A 21,563-nucleotide genomic window follows, 5' to 3' on the forward strand; every position below is an offset into this window, starting at 1 on the left:
GGCTAAATGGCTGGATCGGCTGCTGCAATCTCCGGCCAGGGCGACCAGCGCAGCAGCCGCTGGCTCCAGCGCCCGTCGTGGTGCAGCTCCAGCAGGCGGCCGCCCGGATCCTCCGCGCGGCCCAGCGGGCAGGGTTGCACCGCCCCGAAGGCGCAGAGCGTGGAGGGACAGGCCAGTACGGGAATGCCCGGCTGCCCCCCCAGCAGTCCCTGCCAGTGCTGGTGGACATGGCCGCAGAGCAGGAGCGCCACTGAAGAAGCCTCCAGAAGGATCCCGGCCAGCTCGGCCCCATCGCGCAGACCGATGGCATCGAAGCTCTGGTCGCCGATCGGCAGGGGCGGGTGATGAACCACCACCAGGGCGGGAGAGCAGTCGTGCAGCAGGCGCTGCCGCAGCCAGGACCGTTGCCCGGCGCCGAGCCAGCCGCCGCAGTCACCGCTGCGGTGGCTGGAGAGCAGCAGCAGACGCCAGGGGCCTAGCCGCAGCTCTGAGGGCGCCAGCACGGCCTGGCGCCCGAGGGCCGCCTGCAGCAGGGCGGGGTGATCGTGATTTCCCGGCAGCAGCGCCAGGGGCAGGCCCGAAGCGGCGAGCAGGTCTCGGAGCTGCACATAGCCGCCCCAGCTCTCGTCCTGGCAGAGGTCTCCGCTGATCAGCAGTAGATCCGGGCGGTCTTCGAGGGCGGCGAGGGCCTGCTCGAGGCCATGGCGCAGCTGAGACAGCGGGGTTCGGCCCCTGTAGCGACCCTGCCCCTGACGGAGCAGATGGGGATCACTGAGCTGCAACACCTTGAGGGCATTGCCGCCTGAGTCCAAAGCCTCTGAATCCGACTGGCTGCTGGAGCCCCGCTCTTGAAGGGGTCGCAACAGAAGGAACCACGGATGGGGACCTTCACACTAAGTTGCCGCAACAGCGCTGCCAGCCCATGGCCTCGATCCCCCCCGGCACCCGTGTGCGATGTGCCCTCTGCCAGGTGGAGATCCAAGGCATGGTGGGCGGCCAGGACCAGGTGATCTTCAGTCAGGGGGCTCCTGGAACCCGAGCCAAGCTCTGGGCCAGGGTCTGCCAGTACGTCAGGGAACCCCAACGCTGCCTCAACCAGGACCAGGCGCTCCGTGGCGAGGTCGGCGCCGACGACTTCTACGGGGAGGCCCCCAGCCTCGGCCTGTTCGACGCACCGGGCGGGCCCACTCCTCCAGCCTGAGCCGTCTGGCGCCGGGGGCTGTCGTGCCGGCTTGTACGCTCAACTCCATGCCCGGCGGGCATCACCCTGACGATCGAGTGCGGCCTCCCGGGCAGCCTTGAGCTCAGGGGCAGTTCTCTGCAGAGGCCGGTCGGGCGTCCGACCCGCTCTCCAGCTCCGCCGGTGCCCCACCCACTCATCCCCCATCTGGAGCGTCTGGTCACCCCGCTCGCCGAGGCTTCGGGCCTGGCGCTTCAGGGGGTGGAGATCCAGGCCCACCGGCTGCCGCTCACGCTGGTGATCCAGATCCGCCACGCCGACGGACGCGACATCAACCTCGATGAGTGCGCCGCCTTCAGCGGTGTGCTCGGCGAGGTTGTCGAAGCCAGTGAGCTGATGACCCAGGCCTATGTTCTGGAAGTCAGCAGCCCCGGGATCGGCGAAGAGCTGCTCGATGACCGCGATTTCCACAGTTTTCGCGGGTTCCCCGTGGCCGTGCGCTTCCGGGATGGCAAGGGCCTTGAGACCACCCGCGAAGGTCTGCTGCTGGAGAGGGACGAGGAGCACCTCCAGCTCAACCTGCACGGCCGCATCAGCCGAATCCCCCGTCCCGATGTGATCTCCGTCCGACTGGTCACACCCGCCACGGACTGACCACGTCCAGCTCCCTCCCCACCTCAACCCCCTTTTTGACCCGATGGCACTCGTTCTCCTCCCCGGTCTTCAGAACCTGATCGAGGACATCAGCGAGGAGAAGAAGCTTCCTACCCAGGTGGTGGAAGCGGCTCTGCGCGAGGCCCTGCTCAAGGGCTACGAGCGCTACCGCCGCACCCTTTACCTGGGCATCAGCGAAGACCCCTTCGAGGAGGATTATTTCAGCAACTTCGATGTGGCCCTCGACCTCGACGAAGAGGGTTACCGGGTGCTGGCCAGCAAGATCATCGTCGAGGAGGTGGAGAGCGAGGACCACCAGATCGCCCTGGCCGAGGTGCAGCAGGTGGCTGAGGACGCCCAGGTCGGTGACACCGTGGTACTCGATGTCACCCCCGAAAAAGACGACTTCGGCCGCATGGCCGCCGCCACCACCAAGCAGGTGCTGGCCCAGAAGCTGCGCGACCAGCAGCGCCGGATGATCCAGGAGGAGTTCGCCGATCTCGAAGATCCGGTGCTCACCGCCCGGGTGATCCGCTTCGAGCGCCAGTCGGTGATCATGGCCGTGAGTTCAGGCCTGGGCCGGCCTGAAGTGGAAGCGGAACTGCCGCGGCGGGATCAGCTCCCCAACGACAACTACCGGGCCAACGCCACCTTCAAGGTGTTCCTCAAGGAAGTGAGTGAGGTGCCCCGCCGCGGACCGCAGCTGTTCGTCTCCAGGGCGAATGCCGGTCTGGTGGTGTATCTGTTCGAGAATGAAGTGCCGGAAATCCAGGAGGGTTCGGTGCGGATCGTGGCCGTGGCCCGTGAAGCCAATCCCCCCTCGCGAGCCGTGGGCCCCCGCACCAAGGTGGCCGTCGATAGCGTCGAGCGGGAAGTGGATCCCGTTGGCGCCTGCATCGGCGCCCGTGGCTCCCGCATTCAACAGGTGGTCAACGAGCTGCGCGGCGAGAAGATCGATGTGATCCGCTGGTCGCCTGATCCGGGTCAGTACCTGGCCAATTCCCTCAGCCCCGCCCGCGTCGAGATGGTGCGGCTGGTGGACCCTGAGGGGCAGCACGCCCATGTGCTCGTCCCCCCTGACCAGCTCAGCCTGGCGATCGGCCGCGAAGGCCAGAACGTCCGTCTGGCGGCACGTCTCACCGGCTGGAAGATCGATATCAAGAATGCCGCCGACTACGACCAGGTCAGTGAGGACGCCCGGGCGGCGGAGCTGATCGCCCTGCGCGAGGAGGATGAGCGGCAGCAGGCCGAGGCCGAAGCCCGCCTGGCGGTGGAGCAGGCCGCCCGTGCCGAGGAGGATGCCCGCCTGCGGGAGCTCTATCCCCTGCCCGAAGACGAGGAGGGCTACGACAGCTACGCGGAGGATGGGGAGGCCGAAGCGGACGACGAGGCGGAGCCTGCGGCAGAGATCGAGGCCGTGACCGAGGTCGAGTCGGAAGCCGGCGCCGAGACCGTGACAACAGAGGAAACCGAGCCGGCCGCAGCGGAGCAGGAGGACGAAGCCGCCGCAGAACTGCGGTGAGCGGGGGCGTCGTGATGAGGCGCTGCGTGTCCTGCCGGGAACGGCAGGATCGTCGCCTGCTCTGGCGGATCATCCGCCAATATGGAGATGGGGTGGTGCTCGAGGGGGCCTCCACCAGGGCCATGGGCCGTTCGGCCTATATCTGTCCCTCCAGCAGCTGCATCGAGGACGCCAGGCGCCGCAAACGCCTGCAGCGCTCCCTGCGCTGTCAGGTGTCGGATTCCATTTACACGGCACTGGAGGAACGGTTGAGCGAGTCACTCGCTGCAGCCTCTGAGGCAAGATGAACAGTGGCCGCACCGCGCGTGGGGCTCGGAGGCACACGCTGCCCCGACCGATCGGAGACCTGAATGACCAGCAGCGGCAAAGTCAGAATTTATGAGCTGTCCCGCGACCTTGGCCTCGAGAACAAGGACGTGCTCGACGCCGCTGAGAAGCTGTCCATTGCGGTCAAGAGCCACAGCAGCTCCATCAGCGATGGGGAGGCCGAGCGCATCCGCAGCCTGATCAGCACCCCCGGCAACGGTGGTGGGGCACCGGCGGGCCAGCCTGCCCGGCCCACGCCACCGGCCAGCGAGCCTGCCAAGGCCATCCTGTCCGTCAAGAAGGCCGCCCCTGCCGCCCCGGCTCCGCCGGCAACCCCGACCAGTCCGGCTGGTAGCGCCAAGCCGAAGCCGGCTGTCAGGCCGGTGAGCAGCCCCCAGAAGCCTGCAGCCGCTGCGCCGGCCCCTGCCCCGGCTGCCAAACCGGTCATCGTCAAGCCGGCCCCCAGGCCGGAGATCGTGGCGCAGGCCCCCGCTGCAGCGACGAAACCTGCGGCACCCACCCAGCCGCCGGTGGTGAGAAAAGTGGTGCCCCAAGCCGCCCGTCAGGCCCCCACCACTGCCGCACCAGCCCGGCCGGCTGCACCTCTGAAGCCCACCCCTGTCTCAGCCGCTCCAGCCAAACCCGTGGGTGCCCCGAGCCGCCCGCCTGCACCGCCGGTGAGCAAGCCCGAGCCGCCCCAGGTACGCAAACCGGATTCGGCCGCAGCGACCAGCCCAAGTCCACGACCCGCCACCAGCCCCCGGCCCGTGCCCCGGGGCAGTGCACCTGCCCCCTCCCGGCCGGCCACGCCCCAACGACCCGGAGCCCCGGCTCCGGTGCGCAATGCCAGCGGCGGTGGCTCCGGCCGACCGCAATTGGTGGGCCGGCCCCAGCCCGGCCAGCCCGGCACCAGCAACCGTCCGGCTCCTCCTTCGGGCCGTCCGGCCCTGAGTCAGCGGCCGGCCGGGGCTCCCCAACGACCCACTCCACAGGTGGGCCGACCCACCCAGGCCCGCAGCCCCCTGGAGCTGGTGGGCAAACCGATCCGCCGCGACGCCGCCGGCCCCGGAGGCACCAGTCGGCCCGGAGCTCCCGTGCGCCCCGGAATGCCTCAGGGCATGCGCAAGCCGGTGGCCCCCGGTGAGCTGATGCAGCTCCAGAAACCCGGCAGTCGCCCGATCGCCGCACCACCCCGGCGGCCCGAGCGCAGCGAAGGCAGTCCCGACGCCCCAAGGCCCACCGCCACCCCACCAGCAGCCCCGCGCCGTCCGGCATTCCGTACACCCCAGGCCGCAGGGCCTGGCCGGGCACGGCGCCCGGAATGGGATGACAGCGCCAAGCTGGAGGCCCTGCGCAGCAAGTCGCCCCAGAAGCAGCGCCAGAAGGTTCACATCATCGGCGACAACGATGATGCGCTCACCGCCGAAACCGGCGGCTTCGCCGGCGAGCACGAGGCGATGGTGCTTCAGGCCAGCCTGGCCCGGCCGGCCAAGCCGCGCACCCGTCCCACCACGCCTGGCGCCAAGCCCGTGGTGGCGATGCGCAAGCGCAAAAAGGAAACCACCCGTCAGAGGCAGCGGCGCCGCGCCATGGAACTGCGCGCCGCCCGGGAAGCCAAGGCCACCCGGCCCGAAATGCTGATCGTGCCGGAGGGCAACCTCACGGTGCAGGAGCTGGCCGACCGCCTGGGCGTGGAGAGCTCCGAGATCATCAAATCCCTCTTCTTCAAGGGGATCATCGCCACGGTCACCCAGACCCTCGATCTCTCCACGATCGAAACGGTCTCCGACGAATTCGGAGTGCCCGTCCTCCAGGACGACGTGGAGGAGGCCGCCAAGAAGACGGTCGACATGATCGAGGCCAGCGACTTCGATCACCTGATCCGGCGCCCGCCCGTGGTCACGGTGATGGGCCACGTCGACCACGGCAAGACCAGCCTGCTCGATGCCATCCGCAAGACCCGCGTGGCGGCCGGGGAAGCCGGGGGCATTACCCAGCACATCGGCGCCTATCAGGTCACGATTCCCCACTCCGGCGAAGACCGTCGCATCACCTTCCTTGACACCCCGGGCCACGAAGCCTTCACCGCCATGCGGGCCCGGGGCACCAAGGTCACCGACGTGGCCGTGCTGGTGGTGGCCGCCGACGACGGCGTCAGGCCCCAGACCCTTGAGGCCATCAGCCACGCCCGTGCGGCGGAAGTGCCGATCATCGTGGCGATCAACAAGATCGACAAGGAGGGCGCCCAGCCTGAGCGGGTCAAGCAGGAACTCTCCGCCCTGGAGCTCGTTTCCGAAGACTGGGGCGGCACCACCGTGATGGTGCCGGTGAGCGCCACCAAGGGCGAGAACATCGACAAATTGCTGGAGATGATCCTGCTCGTGACGGAGGTCGAAGACCTCCAGGCCAACCCGGACCGGATGGCGAAGGGCACCGTGATCGAGGCTCACCTCGACAAGGCCAAGGGTCCGGTGGCCACTCTGCTGATCCAGAACGGCACTCTCAAGGCCGGCGATGTGGTGGCAGCCGGGCCGGTGCTCGGCAAGGTGCGCGCCATGGTCGACGACTCCGGCAAGCGGGTCAAGACCGCAGGTCCTTCCTCGGCTGTGGAAGCCCTCGGCTTCAGCGAAGTGCCCACGGCCGGTGATGAATTCGAGGTGTACCCCGACGAGAAGATCGCTCGCTCGGTGGTGGGGGATCGGGCCAACGAAGCCCGTGCCACCCGCCTGGCTCAGCAGATGGCCTCCCGCCGGGTCTCGCTGGCATCGATGTCAGGTCAGGCCAGCGAAGGGGAGCTCAAGGAGCTCAACCTCATCCTCAAGGCCGATGTCCAGGGCAGCGTCGAGGCGATCCTGGGGTCCCTCGAGCAGCTGCCCCAGGGCGAGGTGCAGGTGCGCGTGCTGCTCTCCGCCCCTGGCGAGATCACCGAAACCGACGTGGATCTGGCGGCCGCCTCCGGTGCCGTGATCGTCGGCTTCAACACCTCGATGGCCTCCGGTGCCAAGCGGGCCGCCGATGCCAATGGCGTCGACGTGCGCGACTACGACGTGATCTACAAACTGCTGGAGGACATCCAGCTGGCCATGGAGGGCCTGCTGGAGCCGGAGCTGGTGGAGGAGCCCCTCGGAGAAGCGGAGGTGCGTGCCGTCTTCACGATCGGCAAGAGCGCCGTGGCCGGTTGCTACGTCACCAGCGGCAAGCTGCAGCGCAACTGCAAGGTGCGCATCCAGCGCAACAAGCAGGTGGTGTTCGAGGGCGATCTCGACTCCCTGCGCCGCAACAAGGACGACGTCAAGGAGGTCGCCACGGGCTTCGAGTGCGGCATCGGCTGCGATCGCTTTGCCAACTGGCAGGACGGTGATCGGGTGATGGCCTACAAGCTGGTCACCCAACGCCGCACCCTCAGCACCTGATGTGAGCCCCCGCAGCGAACCCCTGCTCTGGCTGCAACTCCTCGGATTGGCAGCCATCCCGGCGGAGCTGCTGGCCGTGGTTCTGATCCTGGCGGGCGCCGATCCGGGGCCGGTGCCAGCGATCGAGCGGCTGTTGCTCTGGGCGCTCGGCGCCTTGCTGCCGGCGGTGCTGCTGTGGCAGCGGCCAGCTGATTGCTGGTCGTTACTGCTGCTGCAGACTCCGGCCCGGGGCCGCCGCGAGGCTCAACAGCGCCTGAGTGCCCTCCAATCACCACTGCCCATTCGCCTGCTGGCCGCTGCCTGGGCGCTGCTGTTGCTGCCGGCGATCTGGCGTCTTGACTCCCTCTCCGCCCAGATGGCGGCCATCGCGCCCCTGCCGGAGGCCTCCCGGCTGGTCACGATCCTGCTGTCTGTGCCGTTGCTGGCGATTCTGGTCTGGCAAGGACAGCAGCTGGTCCAGGCCGTCTGGCTGCTCAGCCGCAGCCCTGAGCAGGTGGGCGGAACCCCCGCCATGGGATCTGAAGCACTGGGGCGGGAACGGTTGAGTCTTGGACTGCCCCTGCTGCTCCCCGATCCCCTCAGCCTGGTCCAGGACAGGCAACCCAAGGCAGCGCCCTCCAGTTCCTCAGCGGTCGCGCCAGAGCAGCAAGCCAAAACCGATGAAAGCGCTCAGCTGGATGAGCAGGTCTCCTGAAGCCACCTCTGAGCCGGCGGATGCACGCATGGCCATGACAGCCAGCCCGATCGCACCTGAGGCGGTGAGGGCAAACCAGAGGGCACGCCTCAGACCTTTCCAGGGGGCTTTGGCTTCCGCCAGGAGCCGCTCTCGCAACTCAGGATCCAGGGGGGTGGAGCTGGGCTGGGGCTTGGGCCGAGTCGAAGGCATGGGCCAGGGGCCTTTGGAACCCCTGAATGCTAATTTCATGGAGATGCCGGTGTAGCTCAGTGGTAGAGCAACTGATTCGTAATCAGTAGGTCGTCGGTTCAAGTCCGATCACCGGCTTGTGAACCACTCATGTCTCGGGATACGGATCCTTTCCTGGGACAACCCAAACCGATGAGCTCAACGGCACATGGGCAAGATCAGGGATCGCCCCAGCAAGGTACAGCTGGCGCTCAGGCGGGGAAGGGCTCCAACTCGCCAGGGCGACGCAGCATCTTATTCACCTCGTCGAGATGCATCTCTTCGAGCACGATCATCTCGCGCGCATATTCTTCGAGAAGAACGGATTGACCTTCAGCAAGCTTCAGCAGGCCGTAGTAAGCATTCAGCGCCATCGACTCATGCTCAAGGCTCTCGCGAAGAATGTCGCCGATATCGTGCTTGTGGGTTTCCAGCAGGGTTCCGATGCGCAGCGACGGATGAGCGCCGAGCAGGGTGACCATCTCCCCGGCCCTGTGGGCATGATCAAGCCCCTCGGTGGCATTGCCTTTCAGCCACGACATGATAGGGATTCGATTGTAGCCATAGACCATGAGCGCGTAGTGGGTGTACTTCACCACTCCTGCCAGCTCCAGCTCCAGGATCCGGTTGAGGGCCTCCACCATGGCCTGTTTCGCCGCGGCCTTGATCGTTTCCATAACCCACTCCTCTGCTGGGAACGGAGACATGCCCTGGGCGCAGGATCGGGTCCACGGGCCTTGGCTCCACCTCAGGCTAGGTCCGATCCCCTTGCAGGACCATAAGCGCCTGGAATGGGCAGGACATAGACGGCAGCGTGTCACGCCCCAACCAGCAAAAAGCCCCCCGCGATGCGGAGGGCTATGGGACTCAAACCCTGTTGTTACTTGATCCGGAAGCTCGGCTCAGGATCAGCCGATCGCGGGGGCGGTCAGCGCCACGGGAGTGGCTTCAGCAGAAGCCAGGTCCAGCGGGAAGTTGTGCGCGTTGCGCTCGTGCATCACTTCCATGCCCAGACCAGCGCGGTTCAGCACATCAGCCCAGGTGTTGATCACGCGGCCCTGGCCGTCGAGGATCGACTGGTTGAAGTTGAAGCCGTTCAGGTTGAAGGCCATCGTGCTCACGCCAAGGGCGGTGAACCAGATGCCGACCACGGGCCAGGCAGCCAGGAAGAAGTGCAGGCTGCGGCTGTTGTTGAACGAGGCGTATTGGAAGATCAGGCGACCGAAGTAACCGTGGGCAGCCACGATGTTGTAGGTCTCCTCTTCCTGGCCGAACTTGTAGCCGTAGTTCTGGCTCTCGCTCTCGGTGGTTTCACGCACCAGCGAGGAGGTCACCAGCGAACCGTGCATGGCGGAGAACAGGGAGCCACCGAACACACCCGCCACACCCAGCATGTGGAAGGGGTGCATCAGGATGTTGTGCTCAGCCTGGAACACCAGCATGAAGTTGAAGGTGCCGGAGATGCCGAGGGGCATGCCGTCGGAGAAGGAACCCTGACCGAAGGGATAGATCAGGAACACAGCCGAGGCAGCGGCCACAGGGGCGCTGTAGGCCACGCAGATCCAGGGACGCATGCCGAGGCGGTAGGAGAGTTCCCACTCGCGGCCCATGTAGCAGAAAATGCCGATCAGGAAGTGGAAGATCACCAGCTGGTAGGGACCGCCGTTGTACAGCCACTCGTCGAGGCTGGCGGCTTCCCAGATCGGGTAGAAGTGCAGGCCGATGGCGTTGCTGGAAGGAACAACAGCACCGGAGATGATGTTGTTGCCGTAAAGCAGGGAGCCGGCGACAGGCTCACGGATGCCGTCGATGTCGACGGGAGGAGCAGCGACGAAGGCCACGATGAAGCAGATCGTGGCAGCCAGCAGGGTGGGGATCATCAGCACACCGAACCAACCGACGTAGAGACGGTTGTTGGTGGAGGTGACCCACTCGCAGAACTGGCTCCAGGCAGACGCGCCTTGGCGCTGCTGAAGGGTGGTGGTCATGAGAGCGTGGGTAGTGGCCCCCGAAGGGGTCGGTTAGGTAGGACGAAATGCCGGAGCGGGAAACCCGTCCGGTGGGCCCGAGAGCCCTTCGCCTCACTCAAATGTAACAGGACGTTGCGGGATGTGTGAAGCGCTTAAGGTTTGCTTCCGGGTCGGGTGGGGGCTCCGGCAAGGAGCGCCTGGGATGGCGTTCAGGAACGCAGGCCCCCGCTGACCCGAGCGATTTGGACGCAACACAAAGCACGTGTCGCCTTTGCGACAGTGCGTGGGGAATCCGTACCAACAGACACCAACCGGTCTTAAGGTTTTCTTCAGCCCCTTCGAGAAGGTGATCCCATGGTCCTGATCTGCTGGGATCTTGACGGCAACCGCTCCAGCGAAACCATGCCCGTCAGCCAGGCGCGCCAGCGCCGGCTCCAGCTGGAGAGCCTCGGAGCTGTCATCTACTGGAGTGAGCGTCTGGTCAACGCCTGACGCCCTTGCTATCTGTTCGGAACACCCATTCGATCCGCCGCGGCGATGCCCTTGCGTTCACGCGCCTCGAGACCCCTGATTGCCGGAGGCCTGGCTCTGCTCGCACTGGGTCTGGCTGGCTGTCCCAGTACCCCGTCCAAGGACAGTCAGCGTCTGGAACAACTGGAGCAGCGCCTCCAGCAGATTGAGCAGCGCCTGGCGAGTCCAGCCCGCCCTGATCCCGCCGACCCCTCAGGAAAGCCCCCAGCCGGGGTGGTCAAGTCGCTGACCTTCCGGATGGACAGCCAGGACGACCGCCTGCGGATCTACTGGGCCGATGGCAGCTCGACGGATCTTCCCTGCACCAAGGAGCAGGGCACCTGGGCCTGTGGCTGATCTGGACACGGTCCGCCCCTGAGCCGAGCACGCCTGATCCAAGGTGTCATTCATGCGACAACTTCTTGCTCTCTCGGCCTGCGTGGCTCTCCTTGCCGCCTCGCCCTCCCTGGCCCAGGACAGCTACGAGCTCTTCCCCTTCACCCGCCAGCGGGCCACCAATGTGGCCCGCATGTACGCAGAGCGGCTGAACGGTGGTCTGACCGTCTACAGGCCTGATGCCTGCATGTACAACCGCGGTGGCGGCGACTGCCTGATCAAGGGCGATGCCAAGGGCTACATCTTCCGCTTCCTGGGAGGGCCTCCTGGCTGGCAGATCCTGGGGCTGGCGCCCACAGCGGAAACCGAGATCGAAGTCTCAGCCGATGGCCGCTCCGTTGTGAAGGTGATCTACAACGGTGCCCCCAGGCCTGAGCAACAGGCCCCCGAGCAGTCTCCAATGCCTGAGACTGAGCCTGAACCCGACGCCCCGGCGATCTGAGGGTCTGAGCTCTGGCAGATCAGCCAGTTGAAAGGGTGAGATGTTTGGCGAGTTGCTGCAGGTCCTCTGCCCAGGCGGCCTCGCAAGGCCAGCGTTCGCGGCGGGTGAGGCTCAGGGCGATGCCCTTTTCACCGTAGGCCGCTTCGTTGATGAACACCGGCCAGAGCGGCTCGGGATCGGTGGGCTCATAGCGAAGGGTTTCACCGCCCGCCGTGACGAAGAGGGGATCTCCAGGGCGGATCACTTGCCAATCGCGGTGCTGGCGCAGCGGATGCAGGCAGGCGGCCGGGCGGCCATCGGGATGCCGCGGCAGATCGAGGCTGCCCAGGTGGCGGTGCACCGTGAGGCCCCGGGGCAGGGCCAGATCACCTCGGCGTGCTGAGGCCAGCACCGCCAGAGCGGCCTCCAGGGCCCGCTGGGTCTGGTGGCAGATGGCGGCATTGACCACCCCCTGAGGCACCGGGCCCACCTCGATCACCAGGCCGCAAGGCCAGCACTCCAGCAGAAACCCTTGCTGGCTCGCATCGGCCTCATGCAGGTAGATCGGCAAGCCCAGCAGCGCCTGAATGCCCGCAGCCAGGGCCAGATCCACAGGCCGCCGCCCATACACGACCAGGGAATTACCCATGGCGGCGGTGGTGCTGTGCAGATCGAGCACCAGGGCGCAGGGCCGGGATCCTGCCGGTCCGTGCAGGGCCAGCAGCTCCCGGGCCCGCTGCACCTCCCGATCAGCCGGGCCCGGGGCCTCGAGCAAGGCGCTGGTGAAGGAGCGGTTCAGGTCGCGATCAAGGTAGCGGCGGCCTGCTGCGAGGGCTCCTGGATTGCCGATCACCAGTTGCAGCGCCAGACCGGCGGCATCGAGGGCGCCGGGGTGAGCCAGCCAGTGCTCCAGCAGCCAGGGAGCATTGCGCTCATTGCCATGGGTGCCGGCCACCACCAGAACCGCTGCCGCGCCCATCGCCAAGCCTCCTGCAGATCCAATGTGCGACCAGCCTGGCGCAGCGTGAGGCCGCTGCGGGCCAGAGTCGGAGGGAGCGCTGGAGACTGCCATGGCTGTTCCACCCCTGCTGGTCGCCAGCGTGCGTGCCGCCTGGCGCTGCCAGTGGCAGCAGTTGATGAAGGGTCTCGGTCCAGCTGACGCGGCCGGGAACTACCGGCGGCCCGAGAGCGCCTTCGCTGTCGCTCCGGAACTGCCGGCCACAGCAGGCAAAACGGGCGTCCATGGGCTGATCGTGGGGCGCAGCTGCCCCTGGGCCCACCGGGCCTGGCTGGTGTGGAGCCTGCGCCAGCTCGCCGGCAGCCTGGAGCTGGTGGTGGTGGAGCCCGATCCCAAAGCGGGGCGCTGGCGCTTCGACACCCCCTACGAGGGGGCCAGCGCCCTGGTGGATCTCTACCGGCGCAGTGGCGGCGACCCGAAGGCCCGTGCCACGGTGCCCGCCCTCTACGACCGTACCGGCCGCCGAATCCTGGTGAACGAGAGCGCCCGGCTGATCGAGCTGCTCAACCGCTGGCCCGCGCCAGAGGGGGCTCCGGATCTGTTGCCCGAGGACCAGGCGCAGGCGATCGGCCACTGGCGGCAGCGGCTGCAGGGAACGGTGAACGATGGGGTCTACCGCTGCGGTTTCGCGCGCACCCAGGCCGCCTATGACCAGGCCGAAGCCGAACTGTTCGCCAGCCTCGAAGCGGCTGAGACAGCCCTGGAGCGGGGCGGACCATGGCTGTGCGGCAACCGGCTCACCCTGGCGGATGTGGTGCTCTTCCCCACCCTGATCCGCCTGGAGCTGGTCTATGCCCCCCTGTTCGGCTGCAGCCGCCGGCCACTCTGGAGTTTCCCGGCCCTGATGGCCTGGCGTGCCCGCCTCTACGCCCTCCCCGGGGTCGCCGCCACCTGCTTCCCGGACTCGTGGCGCCGCGACTACTTCGGGGCCCTGTTTCCCCTGCACCCCTCGGGGATCGTTCCGGCGGGGGCGGATCTGGCCACACTGGTGACAGGCCCTGCTCCCGAGCGACCCCAGCCATGACCGATCGATCCCAGCACGAGGGCAGCCCGGACGATCCGGTGTTCGAGGGCATCTATGGACCGTTCACGATCACAGCCCGCGACCGCCGCGAAGTGCTGGGCTACCGCATGGCCCTGCTGGGGGTGGCCCTGGCCCAGGGAGGCCTGCTGCTGCAGTGGGCCAACCGGGGCAGCCAGGGGCTCTGGCCCTGGCTGGTGCTGATGGCCGTGGGGCTGGGGCTGGCCTTGCGCTGGATTCACATCTATCTGCGTCCACTGCACCGGGCCCTGCAGCTGTTCTGGTTGCTGGGCTGCGCCGGCGGGGTGGCCCTGGCCCTTCAGCAGGGCCAGGGCGCCATGCTCGACGCCGTGGCGACCGACTCCCGCTGGATCTGGGCGGTGGGGCCGTTCTTTGCGGCCTTGGCGGGCGTGGGCTTCAAGGAATTCTTCTGCTTCCAGCGGCCCGAAGCGATCGGGGTGACCCTGCTGCTGCCGGTAGCGCTGCTGGGCCGCCTGGTGGGCCTGCTCGATGAGCGCACCACCTTCACGCTGCTGGCCATCGAGGCGGCGCTGCTGCTGATCCTGACCCTGCGCAAATTCCCGATGCAGGCCGCCGCCGATGTGGGCGACAAAAGCGTCTTTGCTTACCTGGAGAGCCAGAGGCCTCCCTCGCAAGCGTGACCCTGATCAGCCTGGTGGGGGTCAGCAAGGACTTCGGCCTTCGCACCCTCTTTGAAGACCTCAACCTGCACCTGCAGGAGCGCGACCGCCTGGGGCTGATCGGCCCCAATGGCGCCGGCAAATCCACCCTGTTGCGGCTGCTGGCGGGCCTCGAACCTCCCGGGGAAGGGGAGCGGCGCTGCTCCGGGCGGTTGAAGGTGGTGATGGTGGCCCAGGAGCCGGATCTCGATCCCGAGCGCACCGTGCTCGAGCAGGTGTTCGAGGACAGCGGCGAGAAGATGGCACTGCTGCGCCGCTTCACCGAAGTGAGCCAGGACCTGGCGAACGATCCCGCGGATCAGGCCCTGCTCGGCGAGCTCAGCGACCTGCAGGAACGCATGGACCAGGCCAACGCCTGGAGCCTGGAGCAGCAGTGCCGTGAGGTGCTCGAGCGCCTGGGCATCAGCGACGTGCACCGGCGGGTGGGCGACCTTTCCGGCGGATTCCGCAAACGGCTGGCGCTTGCCGCGGCCCTGGTGGCCGAGCCCGATGTGCTCCTGCTCGATGAGCCCACCAACCACCTCGACGCCCTCTGCATCGAATGGCTGCAGGGGCAGCTTGATCGCTTCCCCGGCGCCCTGGTGCTGATCACCCACGACCGCTACGTGCTCGACCGGGTGGCCCGCCGCATCGTCGAGGTGGACCGGGGCGTGGCCCGCAGCTATCCCGGTAACTACGCCACCTACCTGCAGACCAAGGCCGACGAGGAGGCGATCGAAGCCGCCAGCGCCGCGAAGTTCAAGGGGGCCCTGCGGCGGGAACTGGAGTGGCTGCGCCGCGGTCCCCAGGCCCGCAGCACCAAGCAGAAAGCCCGGATCCAGCGGATCGAGGCGATGCAGGAGGCCCCGAAACGCCAGAGCAAGGGGCAGCTCAGCCTGGCCACCGCCCAGCGCCGCCTCGGCAAGAAGGCGATCACAGCGGAGCATCTCAGCGTGTGGGCCGAACCGAGCGCCGGTCCTGCCGACGGAGCGTCAGGGGGGGGGCGACCCCTGCTGCGCGATTTCAGTTACGACTTCAGCCCCGAAGACCGGGTGGGGATCATCGGGGCCAACGGTTCAGGGAAATCCACCCTGCTCGATCTGATCGCCGGCCGCCGCCAGCCCCAGCAGGGTCGCCTGGAGCTGGGCAGCACGGTGAAGCTGGCCTACTTCGATCAGCAGGCTGAGGGGCTCTCCAGTGGCCGGGGGCTGGAGCGCAAACTGATCGACTACGTGCAGGAGGAGGCCAGCCGCATCGAGGTGGGCGGGGTGGCCGTCAGCGCCTCCCAGCTGCTGGAGCGGTTCCTGTTCCCTCCCGCCCAGCAGCACAGCCCGATCGGGCGCCTCTCAGGCGGTGAGCGGCGGCGGCTCTACCTCTGCCGGCTGCTGATCAGCGCCCCCAACGTGCTGCTGCTCGATGAGCCCACCAACGACCTCGACGTGCACACCCTCACGGTGCTCGAAGACTTCCTGGAGGATTTCCGCGGCTGTGTGGTGGTGGTCTCCCACGATCGCTACTTCCTCGACCGCACCGTCGACCGGTTGTTCTGCTTTGAAGCCGGAGAGCTCAGGCGTCACGAGGGCAACTACAGCGCCTACCTGGAGCGGGTGGCAGCGGCGCCCTCAGCGGGCACGGCTGCCGCGGCACCCACTCCATCAGCGGCTTCGACCGCAGCGGTCCAGGAGCCGGTGGCCCCAGCCGCCCGGCGCCGCAGCTTCAAGCAAAACCGGGAACTGGAGGAGCTGGAGCGGTCGCTGCCGGAATGGGAAGCCCGGAGGGCACAGCTGGAGCAGGAACTGGCAGGCGGTGCCGGCGGCGACTACTCCCGCCTCGAGAGCCTCACCCACGACCTGGCCGCTCTGCTGGAGCGCATCGAGCACGGCGAGGAGCGCTGGCTGGAGCTCAGTGAGCTGGGCGATTGATCAGCGCTGGATCACATTGCCCCCTGAGCACGGGTGGGCCCCCGTATGGTGGTTTCGAAAAGCTCCGGTAGCCGAAGGCCGGCCTTCCTATGACTTCCATCGACGAGCACATCCGCAAGGATCAGATCGAGATCGAAACGGCCAAGGCCGTCGGCAACGAGGCGAAGGTGCGCCACCTCGAAGACGAGCTCAAGTCGCTCGAGGAATACAAATCGCATCACCCCGAGGACGATCACGATCCCAATTCCCTCGAGGTCTATTGCGATCTCAACCCCGAAGCTCCCGAGTGCAGGGTCTACGACGACTGATCAGTCTTAACCACTCTGACCCCAGGCCTTTCTGTATGGGGCCGTACCCCCCATCTGGGGGGGGGTTTGATGCGGACCCATATTTGCCCATTGGCTCTCACTGGATCCCCAGCTCCTTCCAGACCTCAGCGAGCAATCCGTCGAGGCCGGATTTGGTGGCCGCCGAGATCAGCAGCACCTCACCACCCCAGAGAGCAGCCAGGGAGGCCCGGGCGGCCTCCAGCTGATCAGGCAGCAGCAGCTCACTTTTGTTGAGGGCCAGGATCCTGGGGCGCTGATCGAGGCCATGGCCGTAGGCCAGCAGCTCCTGTTCCACCACCGCCAAGTCACTGGTGACATCGGCGCTGGAGGCATCCACCAGGTGCACCAGCAGACGGGTGCGCTCGATGTGGCGCAGGAAGTCGTGGCCCAGGCCGGCCCCCTGGGCCGCGCCGGCGATCAGGCCGGGGATATCGGCGAAGACGGTGCCATCGCCGCTGGGGCGGCGCACCACCCCCAGGTTGGGCACCAGGGTGGTGAAGGGGTAATCGGCAATCTTGGGCTTGGCGGCGGAGAGCACGCTGATCAGGGTGCTCTTGCCAGCATTGGGCAGGCCGATGATGCCCACCTCCGCCAGCAGCTTGAGCTCCAGCTGCAGCTGGCGCTCCTCACCGTCCCTGCCCTCGGTGCACTTCTCCGGCGCCCGGTTGCGGTTGCTCAGGTAGTGGGCGTTGCCGAGGCCGCCGCGTCCCCCGGCCGCCACCCGCAGCCGGTCACCCGGTTCGGTGAGGTCACCGAGCAGCTCCTCGCTCTCCTGCAGACGCACTTCGGTGCCGCAGGGCACCCGGATCACCAGGTCGTCGCCGCTGGCACCACTGCGCCTGTTGGGCCCGCCGCGGCGTCCTTCCGGGGCCTCGAACAGTCGCTTGTATTTGAAGTCGAGCAGGGTCTGCAGGTTCGGATCGGCCTCGAGCCATACGGTGCCGCCATGACCGCCATCGCCGCCGGAGGGACCACCGGCGGGAACGTACTTTTCACGTCTGAAGGCGACGATGCCATCTCCGCCACGGCCGCCCTGGACCGCGATGCGGGCTTGATCAATGAACTGCAAGGGAAGACCGCAGGGACTGGGCCGGATGGATCACCAACCCTAGGATCGGCCGGTCGGAGGGCTGATGTTGGCTGAGGTGCGCTTCCAGAAGGTCAGCAAGACCTTCCCTCCCCGGCGGGGGAGCGCGCCGGTGGAGGTGCTGCGGCAGCTGGATCTGACCGTGCACGACGGCGAATTCCTGGTGCTGGTGGGGCCCTCGGGCTGTGGCAAAAGCACCCTGCTGCGCATCCTGGCGGGCCTGGAAACCCCCAGCAGCGGTGAGATCCTGGTGGGGGAGCGCGCCGTGAGTGGCTTGCGGCCGGCCCAGCGGGATGTGGCGATGGTGTTCCAGAGCTACGCCCTTTATCCCCACCTGAGCGTCGCCGACAACATCGGCTTCGGGCTGCGGCGCAGCCGGCCCAGGACCACCGTTCAGCATCTGCAGGACGGACTTCACCGCTTCACGCGGCGCCTGCCCGCCGGGCTGCGGGTCGCTTCGGAGCGGGAGCGGCGGATCGAGGAGCGGATCAAGGCGGTGGCCCAGCAACTGGAGCTCACCCCACTGCTCGAGCGCCTGCCCAAGGAACTCTCCGGCGGACAGAAGCAACGGGTGGCCCTGGGACGGGCCATCGCCCGCCAGCCGAAGGTGTTCCTGATGGATGAACCGCTCAGCAACCTCGACGCCAAGCTGCGCACCGGCACCCGGGCCCAGATCGTGGCGCTGCAGCGGCAGCTGGGCATCACCACGCTCTACGTCACCCACGACCAGGTGGAGGCGATGACGATGGGCCACCGCATCGCCGTGCTCAACCAGGGACGTCTGCAGCAGCTGGGGACACCGATGGAGCTCTATGAACACCCCGCCAACCTGTTTGTGGCCCAGTTCATCGGCAGCCCGCCGATGAACCTGCTGCCTGTGGAGCAGGCCGGAGTCGATCAGGTTCAGCTCGCCGGTCGTCGCTTTCTGGTGGAAGGGGAGATGGCCCAGGCCCTCGAAGCCCGCGCGGGGGACAGCGGCAGCCTTACAGCCGGGCTGCGGGCGGAGCACTTCAAGCTGGCCCCCGCCACCAACCGCAACCTGGCGGCGGAGATCACCCATCTCGAGGCCCTCGGCAACGAAGTGCTGATCAGTTGTCGCCTGATCGAGGGCAGCCATCTGATTCAGGTGCGCACCGACCCGGGCCAGCGCCTGGCGGCAGGGCAGACGATCCACCTGGAGATCGATCCGCAGGGATGGCGCTTCTTTGAGGCCAACGGCGAGGCCCTGCCCAGACCCAAGCCCACCGTCACCAAGGCCGGCGTCATCGGACATCAGGACGAGATGGAGGTGGTGCTGCCGGACCTGAGCTGACGCCCTGCCCTTGGCTGCAGCTCATTTCGGCCAGATCACGCTGCAGCCCTGACCGCCATCCCCTCGCTCGGCATCACTGACCCGCTCCACCCAGGGCACGCTGGCCAGCCACTGGCGCAGGCCGCGCTTGAGCTTGCCGGTGCCGATGCCATGAATCACCCAGAGTGGGCCATTGGCGTTGCGCAGCTGCTCCTCCACAGCGGCTTCCGCCTCATGCACCCGCATCCCGCGCACATCGACGGTGTTGCGTTCGCTGCGCACCTGGGGGCCTGAGCCGCCCAGGTGGCGCCCGCTGGCGCGCACCTCGATCAGCGGCTGAGCCGGCTCGGGTGGGGAGGGCTTCTCCCCCTGCAGGCTCTCGATGCCGGAAAGATCCACCTGCAGCCGCAGCACGCCGCAGCGCACGCTCAGTTCGCGACCATCCGCGCTGATCTCCAGCACCTGGGCCGCCTTGCCCAGGGAGAGCAGGCGAATGCGCTCCCCCACCTCCGGCCGCCAGCCACTGGTGGCCCGGCGCTGGGGCTGGGGCGTGTGCTCAACCTGGAGCTGCTTGAGCCGAACTCCGGCCTGGCGGGCCCGCTCGCCATCGCCGCCGCCCTGGCGCAGACGCCTGATGATGCGGCGCACCTCCTGCTGCCCGTCGCGGATCGAGTGCTCCAGGGCCTGGCGCCGCTGCTCCTGCAATTCCGCCGACTGCTCCTGCTGCTGCTGCCAGCGCTGCAGCAGCTCCTCATGCAGCAATTCCGTACGCGCCAGCAGAGCCGCCGCCTCCTCGGCCGCCTCCTGCTGGCGGCGGCGCTGGTCTTCGAGGCCGCGGATCACCTGGTTCAGTTCCCCCTCGCCCCGGGGCGCAAGCAGGCCATTGGCCTCGGCAATCACCGCCTGATCAAGCCCCAGGCGACTGGCGATCGCCAGGGCGTTGCTGCGCCCTGGGATCCCCCATTGCAGGTGATAGGTGGGGGAGAGGGTGTCGCTGTCGAAGGCCACCGAGGCGTTCTCGAAACGGCTGTCGGCGTACTTGAGCGCCTTGAGCTCACCGAAATGGGTGGTGGCGATGGTCAGCCGGGCCCGCTCCGCCAGATGGCGCAGCAGGGCGATCGCCAGAGCCGTGCCTTCGGTGGGATCGGTGCCGGCCCCCACCTCATCGAGCAGCACCAGGGTGGCGCCGGGCGCCGCGGGGGCGTCGAGGGCTTCAAGGATGCGGGCGATGCGGCGCACGTGGCCGCTGAAGGTGGAGAGGTTCTGCTGCAACGACTGCTCATCACCGATGTCCGCCAGCACCAGGGAGCACCAGGGCAGCTGAGGAGTGCCGGAGCAGGGCAGGAACAGCCCAGCCCGGGCCATCAGGGCCGCCAGACCCACGCTCTTGAGAGTCACGGTCTTGCCGCCGGTGTTGGGGCCGGTGATCGCCACCACCCGCAGCTCCGCGCCCACCGACACCGTGACCGGCACCACCTTGGCCTCCCCGCCGCGGCGCTCCTGCCAGAGCAGCAAAGGATGGCGCAGATCGCGCAGCAGGACTGGCGCCTGGGGGTCGGCGGAGAGTTCCGGGCGCACGGCCCCCAGCCATTGGCCATAGCGGGCCCTGGCCAGGGCGACATCGAGGGCCACCAGCACCCGATGCAGCTCTTCAAGGGCTGGCGCCTCCTCGGCCACCAGGGCACTGAGGCTGGCGAGCACCCGCCATTCCTCCTGGCGCTCCCGACCTTCCAGCTCCCGGATCTGGTTGCCGAGCGTGATCACCGCCTTCGGCTCGATGAACACGGTGCTGCCCGAGGCGGAGCTGTCATGAACCAGGCCCGGCAGCTGGGAGGCGGCCGTCACCTTCACCGCCAGCACCGGGCGGCCGTTGCGCTCAGCGATGACGCTGTCCTGGAGCAGGCCCCCCTGGCGACGCATCAGCTCCTGGAGGCGATCGCGGCGCAGCTGGCGCAGGCCGGCCAGCTGCTGGCGCAAGCCCGCCAGCTCCGGGCTGGCCCGGTCCGCCACCCGGCCACCCTCCTCCAGGCAGAAGCGCAGGCGCTGCTCCAGCTCCGGCAGGGTGCGGAGATCGCCCATCAGCTGGCTGCAGACGGGGCGCAGCTCGGGAGCCTCGATCTGCCGGCGCAGGCGGCGGGCCACCGCCTGGGTGGAGGCCACCGCCAGCAGGTCTTCGCCGCCGGCGGTGCCCCCCTTGGCGCAGTGGCGCAGGGTGCCAGTGAGATCGGCGGCCCCCTGGAAACTGAGCCCGCCCTCGATCAGACCATCGAGGCCCAGCAGCTCGCTGGTTTCCGCGAGCAGGCGCAGACTCTCGGAGCGATCGGCAGCCAGGGGCAGGGCCCGGCAATGGGCAGCGCCGGCGCTGGTGCTCGCAAAGCTGGCCAGGTGCTGGCCGAGCCGTTCCCACTCGAGCAGCTCCAGGGCTTCGGCGGCGATCGCCTCCATGGCGGGGGGGCTCAAACCGGCTCCTGCCCTCGCCCGGCCTGGGCACGCGCCTGGAGCGGAATCACCGCCGCTCCGGTGTTGGAGACGATGCCGGTGGGGGGCTCGTAGAGCATCTCCAGCCAGTTGCCCTCGGAATCCTGCAGGTAAAAGGAAGCGGTGCCGTCACGGTGGTCATGGACGGGCCCGACCCGGTGGCCGGAGGCCTCGAGCTGGGCATGGACCCGATCCACCCCGGCGCGGTCCTCGAAGTGAAAGGCGAAATGGGGGCCGGCCTGGCGGTAGCTGGGGGCCAGCAGGGCGATGCCATCTCCGGATTCGGGCGACTGGAGGTAAGCCCAGTCGTCGGCATCCCAGGTGACGCGCAGACCGAGCGCCTCGTAGAAGGCCTTGGCCCGGGCCATGTCCTGCACCCGCACGGCCACATGGCCCAGTCGCTGCACGGCCATGGCCGTTCCCTGTCGCAGGCGCCATTCTGGTTGGCCGGAGGGCATCAC

General features: G+C 67.9%; 22 protein-coding genes and 1 tRNA gene. 15 read left to right on the forward strand and 8 right to left on the reverse strand.

All coding sequences use genetic code 11. From position 1 onward, the window contains the following. Window positions 1–2 precede the first annotated feature (2 nt). Window positions 3–812, reverse strand: coding sequence for a metallophosphoesterase (locus WH5701_RS09465; RefSeq protein WP_006172025.1), 810 nt, complete (start codon window positions 810–812; stop codon window positions 3–5). A gap of 110 nt (window positions 813–922) precedes the next feature. Between WH5701_RS09465 and WH5701_RS09470 the strand changes: the two genes are divergently transcribed. The 6 genes from WH5701_RS09470 to WH5701_RS09495 all read left to right on the forward strand — a co-directional run bounded on the left by WH5701_RS09470 (window position 923) and on the right by WH5701_RS09495 (window position 7,769). Continuing rightward, window positions 923–1,201, forward strand: a complete 279-nt coding sequence (locus tag WH5701_RS09470) for a hypothetical protein (protein ID WP_006172026.1) — start codon at window positions 923–925, stop codon at window positions 1,199–1,201. A 162-nt stretch (window positions 1,202–1,363) separates the two neighbouring features. Beyond that, window positions 1,364–1,834 (forward strand): ribosome maturation factor RimP, encoded by a 471-nt coding sequence (rimP, locus tag WH5701_RS09475; RefSeq protein WP_006172027.1) that lies wholly within the window; start codon window positions 1,364–1,366, stop codon window positions 1,832–1,834. Between the two features lie 43 nt (window positions 1,835–1,877). Beyond that, window positions 1,878–3,356, forward strand: a complete 1,479-nt coding sequence (gene nusA, locus WH5701_RS09480) for a transcription termination factor NusA (RefSeq protein WP_006172028.1) — start codon at window positions 1,878–1,880, stop codon at window positions 3,354–3,356. Continuing rightward, window positions 3,353–3,643, forward strand: coding sequence for a YlxR family protein (locus WH5701_RS09485; protein ID WP_037979888.1), 291 nt, complete (start codon window positions 3,353–3,355; stop codon window positions 3,641–3,643). Before nusA ends, WH5701_RS09485 begins: the two co-directional genes overlap by 4 nt. Window positions 3,644–3,706: 63 nt before the next feature. Further along, window positions 3,707–7,075: a translation initiation factor IF-2 gene (gene infB / locus WH5701_RS09490; protein ID WP_006172030.1), complete on the forward strand. Its 3,369-nt coding sequence runs from the start codon at window positions 3,707–3,709 to the stop codon at window positions 7,073–7,075. 1 nt (window position 7,076) lies between these two features. Beyond that, entirely contained in the window at window positions 7,077–7,769 is a 693-nt protein-coding gene (locus WH5701_RS09495; protein WP_006172031.1) for a low-complexity tail membrane protein, read from the forward strand. Here the strand turns inward: WH5701_RS09495 and WH5701_RS18795 are convergent. After that, on the reverse strand, window positions 7,701–8,000 hold the full coding sequence (locus tag WH5701_RS18795; protein ID WP_083781860.1) for a DUF3493 domain-containing protein: 300 nt from the start codon (window positions 7,998–8,000) through the stop codon (window positions 7,701–7,703). The genes WH5701_RS09495 and WH5701_RS18795 overlap by 69 nt on opposite strands. A 6-nt stretch (window positions 8,001–8,006) precedes the next feature. Here WH5701_RS18795 and WH5701_RS09500 point away from each other — a divergent pair. Next, window positions 8,007–8,078 (forward strand) — tRNA-Thr (locus WH5701_RS09500). 113 nt (window positions 8,079–8,191) lie between these two features. Here WH5701_RS09500 and WH5701_RS09505 read toward each other — a convergent pair. Together WH5701_RS09505 and psbA are read right to left on the reverse strand one after the other, a co-directional pair. Further along, the gene (locus WH5701_RS09505; protein ID WP_006172033.1) at window positions 8,192–8,656 is read right to left on the reverse strand and encodes a bacterioferritin; all 465 of its coding nucleotides are present in this window, start codon (window positions 8,654–8,656) and stop codon (window positions 8,192–8,194) included. A 231-nt stretch (window positions 8,657–8,887) separates the two neighbouring features. After that, window positions 8,888–9,967, reverse strand: a complete 1,080-nt coding sequence (gene psbA / locus WH5701_RS09510) for a photosystem II q(b) protein (RefSeq protein WP_006170931.1) — start codon at window positions 9,965–9,967, stop codon at window positions 8,888–8,890. Window positions 9,968–10,303: 336 nt separating this feature from the next. On the opposite strand from psbA, the gene WH5701_RS18045 reads away from it, so the two are divergent. From WH5701_RS18045 to WH5701_RS09520, 3 genes are read left to right on the forward strand one after another with little or no spacing between them, the layout of a single operon-like run. Next, a complete protein-coding gene (locus tag WH5701_RS18045; protein ID WP_006172034.1) occupies window positions 10,304–10,441 on the forward strand; it encodes a hypothetical protein in 138 nt (45 codons plus the stop codon). A gap of 45 nt (window positions 10,442–10,486) precedes the next feature. After that, on the forward strand, window positions 10,487–10,816 hold the full coding sequence (locus tag WH5701_RS09515) for a carbohydrate porin (protein ID WP_006172035.1): 330 nt from the start codon (window positions 10,487–10,489) through the stop codon (window positions 10,814–10,816). Window positions 10,817–10,868: 52 nt separating this feature from the next. Further along, complete coding sequence (locus WH5701_RS09520; protein ID WP_037979890.1) at window positions 10,869–11,297, forward strand: hypothetical protein; 429 nt, start codon at window positions 10,869–10,871, stop codon at window positions 11,295–11,297. Window positions 11,298–11,316: 19 nt separating this feature from the next. On the opposite strand, the gene WH5701_RS09525 is transcribed toward WH5701_RS09520, so the two are convergent. After that, complete coding sequence (locus tag WH5701_RS09525) at window positions 11,317–12,255, reverse strand: aspartoacylase (RefSeq protein WP_006172037.1); 939 nt, start codon at window positions 12,253–12,255, stop codon at window positions 11,317–11,319. Window positions 12,256–12,346: 91 nt separating this feature from the next. Between WH5701_RS09525 and WH5701_RS09530 the strand changes: the two genes are divergently transcribed. From WH5701_RS09530 to WH5701_RS09545, 4 genes are all read left to right on the forward strand, one after another. Next, the gene (locus WH5701_RS09530) at window positions 12,347–13,318 is read left to right on the forward strand and encodes a glutathione S-transferase C-terminal domain-containing protein (RefSeq protein WP_006172038.1); all 972 of its coding nucleotides are present in this window, start codon (window positions 12,347–12,349) and stop codon (window positions 13,316–13,318) included. Next, on the forward strand, window positions 13,315–13,977 hold the full coding sequence (locus WH5701_RS09535; RefSeq protein WP_006172039.1) for a DUF2301 domain-containing membrane protein: 663 nt from the start codon (window positions 13,315–13,317) through the stop codon (window positions 13,975–13,977). Before WH5701_RS09530 ends, WH5701_RS09535 begins: the two co-directional genes overlap by 4 nt. Continuing rightward, window positions 13,974–15,917 (forward strand): ribosomal protection-like ABC-F family protein, encoded by a 1,944-nt coding sequence (gene abc-f, locus WH5701_RS09540; RefSeq protein ID WP_006172040.1) that lies wholly within the window; start codon window positions 13,974–13,976, stop codon window positions 15,915–15,917. Before WH5701_RS09535 ends, abc-f begins: the two co-directional genes overlap by 4 nt. 89 nt (window positions 15,918–16,006) lie before the next feature. After that, a complete protein-coding gene (locus WH5701_RS09545; RefSeq protein WP_006172041.1) occupies window positions 16,007–16,225 on the forward strand; it encodes a Calvin cycle protein CP12 in 219 nt (72 codons plus the stop codon). A gap of 97 nt (window positions 16,226–16,322) precedes the next feature. On the opposite strand, the gene cgtA is transcribed toward WH5701_RS09545, so the two are convergent. Next, entirely contained in the window at window positions 16,323–17,315 is a 993-nt protein-coding gene (cgtA, locus tag WH5701_RS09550; protein ID WP_006172042.1) for an Obg family GTPase CgtA, read from the reverse strand. Between the two features lie 67 nt (window positions 17,316–17,382). Between cgtA and WH5701_RS09555 the strand changes: the two genes are divergently transcribed. After that, window positions 17,383–18,645 (forward strand): ABC transporter ATP-binding protein, encoded by a 1,263-nt coding sequence (locus WH5701_RS09555; protein ID WP_037980869.1) that lies wholly within the window; start codon window positions 17,383–17,385, stop codon window positions 18,643–18,645. Between the two features lie 21 nt (window positions 18,646–18,666). Here WH5701_RS09555 and WH5701_RS09560 read toward each other — a convergent pair whose 3' ends face one another. Further along, window positions 18,667–21,069, reverse strand: a complete 2,403-nt coding sequence (locus WH5701_RS09560; protein WP_006172044.1) for an endonuclease MutS2 — start codon at window positions 21,067–21,069, stop codon at window positions 18,667–18,669. Between the two features lie 11 nt (window positions 21,070–21,080). Then, window positions 21,081–21,560 carry a VOC family protein gene (locus WH5701_RS09565; protein WP_083781883.1) on the reverse strand — a complete coding sequence of 160 codons (480 nt, stop codon included), beginning with the start codon at window positions 21,558–21,560 and terminating at the stop codon, window positions 21,081–21,083. Between the last annotated feature and the right edge of the window lie 3 nt (window positions 21,561–21,563).

Source organism: Synechococcus sp. WH 5701 (assembly GCF_000153045.1).
Classification (GTDB): domain Bacteria; phylum Cyanobacteriota; class Cyanobacteriia; order PCC-6307; family Cyanobiaceae; genus Regnicoccus_A; species Regnicoccus_A antarcticus.

What these genes read in the sequence shown, in the direction of transcription:
- WH5701_RS09470 (WP_006172026.1), top strand. Translation starts at nt 923, where the DNA reads ATGGCCTCGATCCCCCCCGGCACCCGTGTGCGATGTGCCCTCTGCCAG.
- WH5701_RS18045 (WP_006172034.1), top strand. Translation starts at nt 10,304, where the DNA reads ATGGTCCTGATCTGCTGGGATCTTGACGGCAACCGCTCCAGCGAAACC.
- WH5701_RS09545 (WP_006172041.1), top strand. Translation starts at nt 16,007, where the DNA reads ATGACTTCCATCGACGAGCACATCCGCAAGGATCAGATCGAGATCGAA.
- WH5701_RS09530 (WP_006172038.1), top strand. Translation starts at nt 12,347, where the DNA reads ATGGCTGTTCCACCCCTGCTGGTCGCCAGCGTGCGTGCCGCCTGGCGC.
- WH5701_RS09505 (WP_006172033.1), bottom strand. Translation starts at nt 8,656, where the DNA reads ATGGAAACGATCAAGGCCGCGGCGAAACAGGCCATGGTGGAGGCCCTC.
- WH5701_RS09515 (WP_006172035.1), top strand. Translation starts at nt 10,487, where the DNA reads ATGCCCTTGCGTTCACGCGCCTCGAGACCCCTGATTGCCGGAGGCCTG.
- WH5701_RS09520 (WP_037979890.1), top strand. Translation starts at nt 10,869, where the DNA reads ATGCGACAACTTCTTGCTCTCTCGGCCTGCGTGGCTCTCCTTGCCGCC.
- nusA (WP_006172028.1), top strand. Translation starts at nt 1,878, where the DNA reads ATGGCACTCGTTCTCCTCCCCGGTCTTCAGAACCTGATCGAGGACATC.
- WH5701_RS09525 (WP_006172037.1), bottom strand. Translation starts at nt 12,255, where the DNA reads ATGGGCGCGGCAGCGGTTCTGGTGGTGGCCGGCACCCATGGCAATGAG.
- psbA (WP_006170931.1), bottom strand. Translation starts at nt 9,967, where the DNA reads ATGACCACCACCCTTCAGCAGCGCCAAGGCGCGTCTGCCTGGAGCCAG.
- WH5701_RS09535 (WP_006172039.1), top strand. Translation starts at nt 13,315, where the DNA reads ATGACCGATCGATCCCAGCACGAGGGCAGCCCGGACGATCCGGTGTTC.
- WH5701_RS18795 (WP_083781860.1), bottom strand. Translation starts at nt 8,000, where the DNA reads ATGAAATTAGCATTCAGGGGTTCCAAAGGCCCCTGGCCCATGCCTTCG.
- infB (WP_006172030.1), top strand. Translation starts at nt 3,707, where the DNA reads ATGACCAGCAGCGGCAAAGTCAGAATTTATGAGCTGTCCCGCGACCTT.
- WH5701_RS09560 (WP_006172044.1), bottom strand. Translation starts at nt 21,069, where the DNA reads ATGGAGGCGATCGCCGCCGAAGCCCTGGAGCTGCTCGAGTGGGAACGG.
- WH5701_RS09565 (WP_083781883.1), bottom strand. Translation starts at nt 21,560, where the DNA reads ATGCCCTCCGGCCAACCAGAATGGCGCCTGCGACAGGGAACGGCCATG.